The sequence below is a fragment of the Paenibacillus provencensis genome (assembly GCF_042678545.1).
GTDB classification, from domain to species: domain Bacteria; phylum Bacillota; class Bacilli; order Paenibacillales; family Paenibacillaceae; genus Paenibacillus; species Paenibacillus provencensis.
The window spans coordinates 464,671-477,129 of record NZ_JBHTKX010000002.1 but is presented as its reverse complement, the minus strand read 5'-3'; the positions used below and the strand labels follow the sequence as shown (position 1 = coordinate 477,129).

The following is a 12,459-nucleotide window of genomic DNA, read 5'->3' as shown; positions in this document are numbered from 1 at the left end:
TGCTATTTACTGGTGCAGATAAACGCATAAAAATGAGTATTGCTCCAAGGATTAAGATGGTCAGGATATATATCCAATATTTCAACATTAAACCCTTCATTTTCTAAAAGATTCTTCTCTAGCTCTACATATCTATATTCAGCACAATAATTATCTGCTATTGCCTCAGAGTAATGATCTACATAAACATTTTCTTTAACTCCACAAGCATGTTTGACTAGTAAGACACCACCATCCCCCAACATTTTTTTACAATTTTTATATACATTATTCGCCTCTTCTAAGCTAAGATAGTTCATAACACCAAATAACAAGATTATATCGTATTTAGTTTCATCCAAATAAGTCTCAACGTCAGCACAAACCAGTTCTACCTTTTTTGACTTAATACAGTGATCAAGAAATTTTTGTTGCTTATCAACAGCTCTTATACTACCAACATACTTTTCAATTCTATTTGTGGTCCTGCCGGTTCCGCAACCTAGATCTAAGACTTTAACATTGTTAGATTTTATATACTTTCTTACTAAGTTTTCATCGTACTCTACTGCATCATCATGCTTTAAATGTGTTGCAACTACAGGATCATTTACTTCTGCTCTTCTATTCCAAAAGCTATTAACTTTATCTTTATCCAACATGTATATTTACCTCACTTAAATTAGATTGTTTTTTATCCAATCAATAGCCAAATCATAATCTGAAGGTGTGTCTATCTCTTGACATCTGACCTTAATAGCTTTATAAGGCAGATTCCCCTCTATTATTTGATAGACGTGTCCCTCAAGTTTTTTGATTGATTCGGGGAAAGTTTGAACTAAACCAGTCCACTCGAAATTCCCACTTGTCCTTGAAAAGCTAGTTGCCCATTCTTTTTCGCTCTCATCTTTCTCTATTGTTACAAGTACTGGATCTTCCGTATTCTTTTCACAGTAACCAATGCACTCGTCTTCTGATTGTAATATCATTTTTAAATCATCTGGATGTATTAATAGATCCCCGTCTAATGATAAAATCATGTTCTGTGTATATCTGGAGCCTAGAGCTAAGCTTGTTCCTGTTTTAGTCGATAGATAATCATGATTAAAAACAAAAGTCACATCTTTTCTTAGTCGACAAACAGTTTCAATTACGTATTTTGCTTGAAATCCAACCACAACTCTAATATCTTGGATATCAGACAACATTTGTAGTTGCCATTCAATCAAGGGCTTTCCCATTATTTCAATCAATGACTTAGTTGTACCCATACCAAGTCTAGAACCTACTCCAGCACTATTGATTACAACTGTCTTAGAAATTGACACAAACTTTCCTCCTTAAAAATAGCATGTGTTGCATATTCCAAGACGGAATCTGCTGGCATATGCACTCCCCCGAAAGCTATACCTATTTCAGCATTTTTTATCATATCAGCATCATTATTACCTTCTCCTATAGCAACTACCCGCCCGTTAATGCAATTCATAACATCGGCTTTCTTCAATACTTTGGTAACTGTACATATGTAATCGTTCTGTACAAAAGCCTTTGAAGAGTAATATTTAACGCCAATATTTTTACATAATTCTGATACCCAAACATCAAGATTTCCTGTTACAATACTGCATTTATCATCATTATCTCTAATAAAATCTACAACATGCTGATTCAATGCAACTCTTGAAACGATATCCCTCACCTGGGAAACTGGTACATGTTTTAATAATTCAACTCGGTATAAAAAACTTTGTTGAAACGGAATAAGCCCCTTTATCGTTTTCTCAGTCAACTCTGAAATTTCCTTACTAAGCCCTACTTCTCTGGCTATTACCGGAAGTATCTCTTCTTTAGTTATAGTCCCATCTAGATCAAATAAAAAGTTATATTTTGAATTATGCATTAGAATATTGCACCTCTATCTAACAATTTGAGCAACTGCATTGATGAAATCAAATGGCTTTAAAATATCTTCAAATTTATCTAATTCTTCTTGAGCATTCTTTATTTCTCTTATATAGCTTACTGCATCAAGAAAAGGGAGGATTTTGATTTGAGGCAACCCATTAAATGATTTTCTATGTTCTTGAAGTGAGCTTACACCATCCCAAATGTTAACTACATGTTTTCCACATAGAGCTGCCTCAATGTTAACTGAGGACGTTCCATTTGTTACAACTACACTACTATTTTCAATAATCTCAAATATATTGCTTGATGATGGGACTATTCTTACTCCACATGAATGGAGTTTTTGTTCCAATACATTACTCGATTGCCACTTCGGAAGTTTTACTCCAACTCCCAGATCATACAACGGAGCCCAATACTTATAAAAATCTTTAAAATCCATCCTTTCAAAAAAGTTGATATTTGAGAATAAGTGAGTTAACTGATTCTTATTACCTGTATTAACTGATAAGCTCCTCTTTTTAATCCACCCTACTTCTACTGTCCTTAGATACCGATTAAAATGATCAAGATATGGTAATGGGGACAAAAACAAGTCAAATAATGATATATAATCAACATCCCATTCTGTTAAAGGACTTGTGAGATCATGAGGATAGTATACTTTTTTTATCGGATTCAAAAACTCTATTAATTCTAGACAATGAGTCCATTCAGAATGACGATAATTAAAAGTTTTTTCAAAGTTATGAGCATCGTAGAATAAATGCGCTGAAGTTATTAATACAATTTCTTGTCCCTTAATACTTTTTACAGTTGAACGGATGTCTTTATGCGAAGACATCTCTATCTCTACACACCGATAGCCCATTTTACACATTTCTGTATATAAAGGATTTAAAACATACTCCGAGCTATAACCAAAGAACAAATAAATTCTGTCATCCATCACAACTACTCTCCTCTCTAATAAAAGTGGAATAACGGTTGGCACGGTATATAACTAGAGTGGAGTAAGTGCCTTGATGTAGCAGTTCATTGTAGCTTTTATTGATATCATCTATCTCTGTAAAAGTATTAGGTAATGAAAATGTTGAGGTTCCTATTGATTTTTTAAACATCCCGTTATTCATGAATGCAAAAGATTCAACCTCAAAGAATCCATTTGAGTGAAGTGTTTTTCTTACTTTTTGATCACTTATATAATAATCATCAAACTCTATACTCTTTAGAGAATAAGCTTCCTCTTTTTGGAGTAATACTTCTCCATTAAGGATAATCTCTAGATTTTGTATACTAAAATTATACAATCTCCTGTTGCTTAGAACTCGACCCTGACCCTCAAAGGTAAAATCAATCCGATTGATTCCTGGCTCCACTAAAAAATTAATATCAATGTGTTTGAATTCAGTATCTATTTGAAAATTCTCAATGAAGCTTTCGCAAAAAATCACCAAACTAGCTTTATCAAGTAAAGTACTACTCTTAAATCGTATATTAACCGTAGCTTCTTCATCAGTATTGTTAATGATTTCGATAAATCCTTTTTTATCGTTAGATCCATGCCATCGAATGTATTGATCATCTTGACTGTAATAATGACCAAACTCTTCACTCCAAGTCACAGCATATTTATTGGTAGGGATATGAAAGGGTAAAATTATCGATTTTGTGATTTGATGCGAAATGTCTTTAAGTGTACTCTTATCCATCAACAAAAGATTGGCGAAATGGATGTTGGTTGTTAATAAAGCATTAGTCACAGGCAATTCTGCTAGCTGATTTGGATGAAATCTTCCTTCTTTGTTTGGAGTTATAACAGTTGATGAAGACTCCATATTTCCCTTAATTAAATTACCCCAATGACCAATAATATAAATATCCTCATAATTTTGAGTCAGTTTTTTTATATTTTCTAATGAAAGGTGATTAAAGATTTTGAATTCATCATCTTTTAAAGCGGACTTTACTAATGCTTTAGTAATTGTTTCACTGTACAGTGAGGAAAACGTTAATCCTGAAACTAGCTCTAAAAGAGCATGATATTTCCTTTCCATTAATTTTTCATCTCTTATTTTGGAATAATAGTTAGTAAAATCGGCATTTCTTTTACCATATGAATTTTCAGGAATTAATTCATGTGATTTTTCTTTTTCAACTAATGATGAAATCTTAGATTCAAGCAGATTTATAAAATAGAGCAGTTCCTTGTACTCTTCGCTTTCCCAAAGTTCATCATTATTTTTTTGTAGAATATTTTGCACATATGAGAGGACATTTTTCAATGAGACTAGATATTTTTCCTCACTACTAAAGAATCCTTTATAAATAGATTTCAATATTAAATATACATAATCAATTGCACCGTGAATAAGCATATTTGGACTTTTAAGCTGCTGGGATTCATGAATCCTAAAGTAACTCAATGTTTCTGCAATATAAACTGCCTTTCCCTTACACATCAAGTTGAACCAAGTCGCTAAGTCTACGTTGCATTTAAATTTCCTTCCGTAGAATCGGCCAAAGGGTTCTATAAGATCTTTTTTCTTAAACAAAACTGTTGTGGGCTCTCCAATAGCATTCATTGTATTCTTTAATAAGAATTCCCCAAAAGCTATACCGTCAACAATGGTATCTTCATTAAATAATCTCTTGGTGCTATTCCAATCTTCTAAGAAAACCCCTTTTTCATTAATTAATTGTCGGTGTGAAGTTACAAGTTTAATTTCATTATTCGTATCTTCCAGATAATATTTCATCATTTTTTCGATTTTGGATGGATGGTACAAATCATCGTCCATCAAAAAATTAATATATTCACCGTCAGCAAGGTCCAAGCACTTTAAGTCATTGTCGAATTGACCAAGATTTTCATTGTTTTTATAATATTTAATAATACTACTGTATTCCTCTATATAAGGCCCGATTGCTTCAAGGGTCTCTTCATTAGTACTATCATCACATACTATGATTTCAATATTTTTATATGTCTGACCTAATGCACTTTCTAATGCATCTATAAAATACTTTGGTCTATTATAAGTAGGGATCAAAATACTGACTAACGGAAATATCTGCTTAGAATAGTAACTAGTGAAATTATTTCTTTGCTCCTCATATCCAGTTAGATTTAATGCTCCACTATCATGAACACACCAAGGTCTGTCTATCTGGTTAATAACACCAACTTTATATCTTGAGTGAAGAAATTCTAGAGATTGGGAAACATCATAAAAATGCCAACCGTCAAGTAGATCCTCTCTCCAAAGAATATCATATTGTGTAACCATTAAAAATCCGTCAACTGCTTGGACTTCTTCATAATCGGTAAGTATCTCGGAGTACTCTAGTTTCCTTATAGTTCCATCAAGGCTATTTTCGATTACTTTTCCATACTTATCTTTTCCTTCCCACCACTTACAACTTACAGGTATTTTTTTCGCTCCAATCATACCAATAAGTCCTAAATCTTCGTTTTTGCCAAAAACACTCATAACCTCTGTAATAAAGGATTTATTTACGATGAATGTGTCTTGATGCAGATATACTTTGAATTTTGCATTCGTTTCTTTCATTGCTTGGTTATATCCAACCAACATGTTATCCGCATTTCTTATGGCAATCTTCTCTATAACTACAGAATGTGGAATATCTAATGCATCAATATACTTGAGACTTTCACTATATAAAACTTCGTCATTTACACAAGTTATAAAGCAAATCTTGTTCGAATCCAATGTAATATCACTTTTCATGATCGATTTTTCCTTTCAGATAGTCCATCAGTTCAATAACTGGTTGCTTCGGATCTTTGATATGAAGAAGACATGCTAAGGCCTCATCATATATACCAAAGCTGGCGAGTACATAAGATAAATTGTAGAGGGTATCATGATCTGAGGGTTCATAAGAGAGGGCTTCCCTCAATAAAGGAATAATATGATCAAAATACTCAATCTCAAAACAATATATTGCAATTGAGTTTAGTAAATCTAATTTATAATAAATATCATTTCTCGTTACTACAAATAGAACATTTACACTTAATCCATTCTGAATTAATTTAACTAGTTGACTTAGACTTTCTTTGATATCAATTTGGTGCTCTACTCTTCGAAGGAGAAACTTTAAATATATATCTTTATGCGAGTTATGATCCGAAGGACTCTCCATATCATTCGCTGAATTTATACTCATATTCATATATTAATATCCCTTCATCGAAATTCTTCTTATACTATGTATCGGTAATGCTGAATAATTAAGAGAGATCTTTTAGAGTATTTAATCTAGGTATTATTTCCCAAATACTAAAATTTCTTTATTTCCTCTAAGATAATTCCGATAAAAAGTACATAACCTACTCATAATTAGGAAAGGTGCCCACTAATGAAATCACCAAAGGTTAAAATAACAATGTTTCACTTATCTTCGTCCGGATCTAATAATTACTACTTGTATAATGCCGCTACAGAAGAATTAAAATATAAATACGATATCCAGCTTCTCAACTCCAAAGAATTTCGATATAACCGAAATATTGATGAAAGTGATGTTTACATCACAACCCACGGTGAATACGTATCAGATTATGACAAGGTCAACATAGACCTGTGGCATGGATTTCCACTAAAAGGCATGGCGAAGATGGACAAACAGGAGAGTGCTTCTGACGAACACATCATACAGCACTGGGTTAAGAAAGATATGATTATGTCCTATTCCGCACTTTATAATACTGCCATGAATGCCTGTAACGGGGCGAACATCTCTCAATACAGAATAACCGGTATGCCCCGTAATGATGCTCTATTCTCCTTAGAGTCGCAACATCAGCTTAATGTTCTATTCCCTGGTATTAATGCCAATGGGCGAAAGGTCATATTCTTCATGCCTACTTTTCGGCAATCCATTATGAATCCGGGTAAGGTTGAAGGAGAAAAACGCTCTAGTAACCTTTTGGGATTATCATCGCTGGACAAACGACGATTCTCATCATTTTTGGAAAAGAACAATCTCTCCTTCGTGGTTAAGCTCCATCCGTTTGAAGAGAGTTTTTTCGCTCAAGAATTAGAAGACTTCAAGTCACCGCATATTCACGTGTTGAATGATCGTATGCTTGCCGACTCTCATCTTGACCTATACGATGTGCTTGGAGCAGCGGACATACTTATTACCGATTATTCCTCCGTATATATCGATTATCTATTATTGGACCGACCAATCCTGTTCATTCCCACTGATCTGGAACAATATCGTGAGAGCCGAGGACTGTTGTTCGAGCCCTATGAATTTTGGGCACCAGGCCCAAAAATTGCTACTGAGGAGGAGCTAGAACAAGCCATCATAAAGTCTTTTACGGATCCGCTATATTATTCTACGGAGAGAAGCACTGTTCGTAATCTATGCCATCATTATCAGGACAATCAATCCTCCAAACGGATTTGGAAATTAATCGACGAGTATATTGAGCAAAACATTGAATTAATCTATGAGCGTAGAGAAAAATTTCAACAGCATAAGCAAATGCAACAGCAGGTAAAACAAGCCATCCAAGGAATGATTGAAAGCCAGCAGCTAGCTCAAGCAAATGAGGCAATTATGCAGTACTTGGAGTCCAACTCAGCCGATTCCGATATTTTCGCCATGAACGGGATGCTTCATATTATGAATGGAAGCCCTGAGGAAGCCATTCAATCTTTCTTAAAAGGGCATCAGCATTTCCCGTGGGATGAAGATCTACTCTATAATCTCGGTTATGTATACGAGATAACTGGTGATTACAATAATTCTCGTATGTATTATCACAAGGCACTAAATCAAACCTCAAAATCAGATCTAATAGAATTAATTAATAGCAGACTAGCAGAAATCTCTTCATAATTATAGGAGGCGGGCTTATGAAGAAAGTAATTACGTATGGAACGTTCGATCTTCTTCATTACGGACATATTCTGCTATTGCAGAGGGCAAAGGAATTGGGGGATCATCTGACTGTAGCTTTGTCTACGGATGACTTCAATCGTATTAAAGGAAAAGCTTCTTACTTTAGCTATGAAAAGCGCAAAATGATGCTTGAAGCGATCAAATATGTAGATGAGGTTATCCCTGAACATAACTGGGAACAAAAAGAGAACGACATTAAAAATAATAATATCAACGTGTTTGTAATGGGTGATGACTGGAAGGGAAAGTTTGATGGATTAGAATCCTGCTGCGAGGTTGTATATTTAAAAAGGACTCCTGACATCTCTACTACGGTTATTAAGACAGAATTGCAGCATATTATCTGATATAAAAAAACGGTTCTAATCTCACCGAAGAGATTAGAACCGTTTTTTATGATCTCATTAGATCGATCTCCTGTTTAAAGAAGTTATCCAGAAAAGGAATAGACTTATATTGAGGGTGATGTAAATAAAATAACTGTATAAACTGATCTTTGTCATCTTCCTTAGCATGAGCTATGAGAGTACGATATAAATGCCGTGCCTTCGGCTCCATCAGTATAGCCGCCTGCATGAACTCAACTGTCTCTTCTATATATCCACAATTAGAATGGTGATACCCCAAGTTTTGTAAACTTGTTAGGTCCAGCCTGTTATTTGATAACAAGATCGAATAATAATTCATCGCCATATCTTTAAGATTAAGACTGTAAAAATAATTGGCAAGTTTATTGATCAGCTCCGGGTTACTAACCTTCTTCATGAACTGATCAAATACATCAAACTGCTTTAACAAAAACAAGTTTTTAGCTAGTAAAAATAGCTCGTCTGCATACTCTTCTAAGCTGACTTGTTTTTTAACTCCTCCAAAGTTCACAATTTCTGCAACAATGGAGCTGAGTTCCACTAAGCTAATTCGTCCGTTAAAAAGATCAGAATTCTGATGAAGAAGCCCAGCATCCTGCCAAATAAGCGAACCAAGTGCAAGATTGACCCAGTTCTGTTGTATGGATTCATCTTGGATAAGTGTAGACTCCTTCGTATATTGAAGCCAGCTTTCATGGTCCTGATTCATTAATGCTAGACGAGCCTTGTCAGCAGCAGAGTATTGTTTTGCTTTAGTTCCAGCCGAAAAATGATTTACAATGTCCTTATGACCTAATGCTATAGCGACTTTAAAAACAAGCGCCCTGTCCAGTGGATCCTTCATATTATAGGAATGTTGGAGTAACTGAATCACGGAATCAGAAGGCTCATTATGAACTAACCATTCTAACATTCTTAACAATACTTTAGGATTCTTATTGTTTTTGCTTAAGAGTTTAGATAGCCAGTATACCGCCTTTTGGTTATCTCCTAGACGAAAATAAATGTCAATAAGCTGTTGAACAGGAGACTCGAAGCTGTACATAGGATCGATCAGCCAGATTTCTTGCTTCTGACTTGCTCTTCTTTCTCCGACTGCTATGGCATCCAGATAACTAGCAATAGCTTCTTCAAAAAAACCAAGAGTTTCATAATGAATGCCTTTAATTGTATGGTATTCTGCATATTCCTTATACTGAGACAGCTTCGATTCTGTTAAATCCCAAGATTGAGCTAATTTATCCTGCTTATAATAGAGAGTTATTAATCCAATTAAGCAGTGCGAATACCAGGCTAGTGAAGTGTTACTTCCGGCCAGAGCTTTTTCATAGCATTCCAGCGCTTGCTCTTCTTCTTTGGCATATCTATATTGATTCCCTAGTGTAAACCAATCATAATGGCTCATCTGTCCTGAATCTTTCATTTGATTGAAGATAGCCATATTGCGTTCATGCTTATTCTTCTCTTCTACACGATTGGTTTGATAACCCGTATGGAAGATATGGAGATTTATTTTCTTATGAAATATCTCTCTGTTATCTCCTCTAGTAAGCTGCTCATGGATTGGTCTTTCAAAATAAATTCCTTTATGATTCGGAAAAAGCCTAGTGACTGGAGAAGTTGTAATTTCATCATCATATTCTTTCGTTCCCGTAAAATTGATAACAGGAAGCGTATAAGCCAGATGACTGGCTACTTTTTCGTTATTCAGGAAGGCTTTCCAATCTCTATGCTCATCTATTGAAAGATACTCATCCGCATCTAATACCAATATCCATTTACTAGTGGCATGGCGAAGTGATTCATTTCGGGCAGCTGCAAAATCATTTTTCCATTCAAAATCATAGATTAAATCTGTATACTGAGCGGCTATTTGCTTCGTACGATCCGATGATCCCGTATCCACAATAATAATTTCATCTGCCAAGCCTTGAACACTTTCTAAGCAACGCGGCAGTAAATTCTCCTCATCTTTAACGATTAGGCAAACACTTAGCTGCTTCATATTTATCAAACCCTTTATTTAATCTTATGATCGAAAAACATGCTGTCGGGAGTATAATTATTATTGTACGCCGTACGCTGTTCTTTAATGGTTGCTTTTCGATTTAACCAATCACTTGCCTCTAATTTGAACAGGTTCATCTTTGCTAAGATAGCAGTGTCATAGTCAAGCAAAACCTTAATGCGATCCTTACTCGCTGTATTAATTTGAGTTGAGTGCACTTGCATGAGGTTAACCAGCTCTTCTCGTTCTTCGGTAAAACGTTCCAGTTCCTCAAATGTAATCTGCTCCAGCCTGTTAACAATTGATGCTGCCTGTGTCTCCAACTGATCTAAACAAGCATTAAATTGGGTCATTTTAATTTCTCTAATGACGGTGCAGCAAGCGACTTACTCGCTGTATCCCATGCTTCCCGCAGCTCAGTAAGATGATTAAGAACTTCTTCTGCCGGAGCTTTCTCTTTTTTCATGTTTGAAACGATAAGTCTATGGAGCATATATTCATAGATCTGCAGCAGATTCTTTGAGATCGGGTAATCATGATTCAAAGCAGCAATCAATTCATGTATGACCGCTTGAGACTTGCATAGATAAACATTGGCCTTTTCATAATCTTTAGTTTCAATCCCGTTTATCCCTATTTTCGTAAACTTGATGGCACCGTCATACAGCATAAACAAAAGCTGAACTGGAGAAGCCGTTTGAAATTGCGTTTGTTGATATTTTTGATAAGGTGAGGTTATCAATTGAGAACACTCCTTTAAATCTTGTTATGATAACATACTAGCCAAGCTGGAAGAGGTACTATTATACTTATTCATTGCTGTTTCCATCGCTGTAAACTGTCTATAATAACGATTCTCTATCATCGAAAGCCTTCGATTCATATCAGTAATCCGTTTCTCAATTTCAGAGAGCTGGTTACCCATTTCACTTTGAGGTAGAAAGGCTGTCGTTAAATCACTGCTATATCGGGAAGTACCTGCACGATCAGATAAGCTCTGTAATGTTGTCCCATTAATTTTCTTTAGCTTCGTAAATATACCATCGGTTGCAGTGCTGCCTGTAGCGGAGTTGGAGGCAGTCTGGCCGAACAAAGCACCTATTTGATCGGGATTCTCCGTAATAGCTGCTCTTAGCTTTTCTTCATCAATATAAAGCTTTCCTTTTTCACTATAGGAACCCGTTGTAATACCGAATTGTGTAAGGTTGACTTTAGTACCATCGGCCATGACTACATCACTAATAATGGCCGTTCTCATATCACTCACGGCTTTAGTAAGAATGGAGTCGCTTTTCAGCATACCGCTTTTTGCTTTTTCTTCCCAGAGCTTAATTTCATCCTCTGACATGGCTTCTTTTTGTTCACTTGTCAAAGGAAGATAGGTTCTATACCTTTCTTCTCCCACCTTCTGGTTCAGAAGTGACAAAGTTTCGTTATATGAGTCTACAAAGGACTTGATAGTTTCGACAATCTTGTCTGTATCCTGTACAATCTCAATCTGTGTGGACTGCCCCGTAGGTGTTGTTCCATTTAATGATATCTCTACACCATTCACTGTGAATTTGTTTGAAGTTTGTGTAGTTGTAATACCGTTTATTGTAACTAATGCATTCGTTCCCTCTTTCACATTAGCTTCTTGTAAACCAAAGCTATCTGTCAGCAGACCTCCACTTAATTTAATATCCTTTTGACCTGTCTCTTTACTTGTTAAGGACATACTCCCTGTCGCAGGATCATAAACAGCAGTTACCCCCATGTTTTTATTACTATTGATTTTAGTAATTAATGAGTCAATTGTTTCAGATTCGCTAATTGCAATATCAACATTATTAATATTAATTGAGGTCGCACCTGAGTTAATATCTGCAATTTTAGTCGAAGATGGTTTCGCTCCCATTGTTCCTCCGGAGGATACAACTGATGATGCAGTAGCCAAACTATTAACTTGAATATTTAAAACAGAATTTGAAGCAGCACCTGTTGCTTTAGCAGTTAAGATATTGGCTCCAGTAACATTAGCCGTCTTTGAATCAATTGCTGTACTCAAACTGTAAGTATTAGTTAGTTTATTATTGAAATTCACGATATTCGTACTTACTTGCCTATATCCCTCACGCTTCCATTCTGTAAGCTGCTTCTGTTGGTTCAGCTTATTCAACGGAGCTTTCTCCGCTGTCATCAGTTGCTTAACCATTGCATCAATATCTAAACCCGACGCAAGTCCACCAATCCTCATTATAATCCTCC

Annotated in this window: 12 protein-coding genes; 2 read left to right on the top strand and 10 right to left on the bottom strand. The window is 35.4% G+C overall.

Translation table 11 applies throughout. The annotated features are described in order from the left end of the window. Window positions 1–2: 2 nt before the first annotated feature. From ACFQ3J_RS18345 to ACFQ3J_RS18320, 6 genes are read right to left on the bottom strand one after another with little or no spacing between them, the layout of a single operon-like run. The gene (locus tag ACFQ3J_RS18345) at window positions 3–641 is read right to left on the bottom strand and encodes a class I SAM-dependent methyltransferase (RefSeq protein WP_251582855.1); all 639 of its coding nucleotides are present in this window, start codon (window positions 639–641) and stop codon (window positions 3–5) included. Window positions 642–656: 15 nt separating this feature from the next. Next, a complete protein-coding gene (locus ACFQ3J_RS18340) occupies window positions 657–1,307 on the bottom strand; it encodes an NTP transferase domain-containing protein (RefSeq protein WP_251582856.1) in 651 nt (216 codons plus the stop codon). Further along, window positions 1,283–1,882 (bottom strand): HAD-IB family phosphatase, encoded by a 600-nt coding sequence (locus ACFQ3J_RS18335; protein WP_251582857.1) that lies wholly within the window; start codon window positions 1,880–1,882, stop codon window positions 1,283–1,285. The genes ACFQ3J_RS18340 and ACFQ3J_RS18335 overlap by 25 nt, the downstream gene beginning before the upstream one ends. 15 nt (window positions 1,883–1,897) lie before the next feature. After that, window positions 1,898–2,839, bottom strand: coding sequence for a hypothetical protein (locus ACFQ3J_RS18330; RefSeq protein WP_251582858.1), 942 nt, complete (start codon window positions 2,837–2,839; stop codon window positions 1,898–1,900). Next, window positions 2,832–5,645: a glycosyltransferase gene (locus ACFQ3J_RS18325; RefSeq protein ID WP_251582859.1), complete on the bottom strand. Its 2,814-nt coding sequence runs from the start codon at window positions 5,643–5,645 to the stop codon at window positions 2,832–2,834. Before ACFQ3J_RS18325 ends, ACFQ3J_RS18330 begins: the two co-directional genes overlap by 8 nt. After that, window positions 5,635–6,093: a hypothetical protein gene (locus ACFQ3J_RS18320; protein ID WP_251582860.1), complete on the bottom strand. Its 459-nt coding sequence runs from the start codon at window positions 6,091–6,093 to the stop codon at window positions 5,635–5,637. Before ACFQ3J_RS18320 ends, ACFQ3J_RS18325 begins: the two co-directional genes overlap by 11 nt. Before the next feature lie 186 nt (window positions 6,094–6,279). Between ACFQ3J_RS18320 and ACFQ3J_RS18315 the strand changes: the two genes are divergently transcribed. Both ACFQ3J_RS18315 and tagD read left to right on the top strand, forming a co-directional pair. Further along, window positions 6,280–7,773 carry a CDP-glycerol glycerophosphotransferase family protein gene (locus ACFQ3J_RS18315; RefSeq protein WP_251582861.1) on the top strand — a complete coding sequence of 498 codons (1,494 nt, stop codon included), beginning with the start codon at window positions 6,280–6,282 and terminating at the stop codon, window positions 7,771–7,773. A gap of 17 nt (window positions 7,774–7,790) precedes the next feature. Next, window positions 7,791–8,183: a glycerol-3-phosphate cytidylyltransferase gene (gene tagD / locus ACFQ3J_RS18310; protein WP_251582862.1), complete on the top strand. Its 393-nt coding sequence runs from the start codon at window positions 7,791–7,793 to the stop codon at window positions 8,181–8,183. Between the two features lie 46 nt (window positions 8,184–8,229). Here tagD and ACFQ3J_RS18305 read toward each other — a convergent pair whose 3' ends face one another. Genes ACFQ3J_RS18305 through fliD form a run of 4 tightly spaced genes read right to left on the bottom strand, consistent with a single transcriptional unit; the run spans window position 8,230 to window position 12,448 of the window. Continuing rightward, window positions 8,230–10,209 carry a tetratricopeptide repeat-containing glycosyltransferase family 2 protein gene (locus ACFQ3J_RS18305; protein WP_251582863.1) on the bottom strand — a complete coding sequence of 660 codons (1,980 nt, stop codon included), beginning with the start codon at window positions 10,207–10,209 and terminating at the stop codon, window positions 8,230–8,232. Window positions 10,210–10,223: 14 nt separating this feature from the next. Then, window positions 10,224–10,565 (bottom strand): hypothetical protein, encoded by a 342-nt coding sequence (locus ACFQ3J_RS18300; RefSeq protein ID WP_251582864.1) that lies wholly within the window; start codon window positions 10,563–10,565, stop codon window positions 10,224–10,226. Further along, complete coding sequence (gene fliS / locus ACFQ3J_RS18295; RefSeq protein ID WP_251582865.1) at window positions 10,562–10,954, bottom strand: flagellar export chaperone FliS; 393 nt, start codon at window positions 10,952–10,954, stop codon at window positions 10,562–10,564. Before fliS ends, ACFQ3J_RS18300 begins: the two co-directional genes overlap by 4 nt. Window positions 10,955–10,978: 24 nt before the next feature. After that, entirely contained in the window at window positions 10,979–12,448 is a 1,470-nt protein-coding gene (gene fliD, locus ACFQ3J_RS18290) for a flagellar filament capping protein FliD (RefSeq protein ID WP_251582866.1), read from the bottom strand. Between the last annotated feature and the right edge of the window lie 11 nt (window positions 12,449–12,459).

Coding starts and splice junctions, on each gene's coding strand:
- ACFQ3J_RS18345 (WP_251582855.1), bottom strand. CDS start 641: ATGTTGGATAAAGATAAAGTTAATAGCTTTTGGAATAGAAGAGCAGAA.
- ACFQ3J_RS18335 (WP_251582857.1), bottom strand. CDS start 1,882: ATGCATAATTCAAAATATAACTTTTTATTTGATCTAGATGGGACTATA.
- ACFQ3J_RS18330 (WP_251582858.1), bottom strand. CDS start 2,839: ATGGATGACAGAATTTATTTGTTCTTTGGTTATAGCTCGGAGTATGTT.
- ACFQ3J_RS18325 (WP_251582859.1), bottom strand. CDS start 5,645: ATGAAAAGTGATATTACATTGGATTCGAACAAGATTTGCTTTATAACT.
- ACFQ3J_RS18320 (WP_251582860.1), bottom strand. CDS start 6,093: ATGAATATGAGTATAAATTCAGCGAATGATATGGAGAGTCCTTCGGAT.
- ACFQ3J_RS18315 (WP_251582861.1), top strand. CDS start 6,280: ATGAAATCACCAAAGGTTAAAATAACAATGTTTCACTTATCTTCGTCC.
- tagD (WP_251582862.1), top strand. CDS start 7,791: ATGAAGAAAGTAATTACGTATGGAACGTTCGATCTTCTTCATTACGGA.
- ACFQ3J_RS18305 (WP_251582863.1), bottom strand. CDS start 10,209: ATGAAGCAGCTAAGTGTTTGCCTAATCGTTAAAGATGAGGAGAATTTA.
- ACFQ3J_RS18300 (WP_251582864.1), bottom strand. CDS start 10,565: ATGACCCAATTTAATGCTTGTTTAGATCAGTTGGAGACACAGGCAGCA.
- fliD (WP_251582866.1), bottom strand. CDS start 12,448: ATGAGGATTGGTGGACTTGCGTCGGGTTTAGATATTGATGCAATGGTT.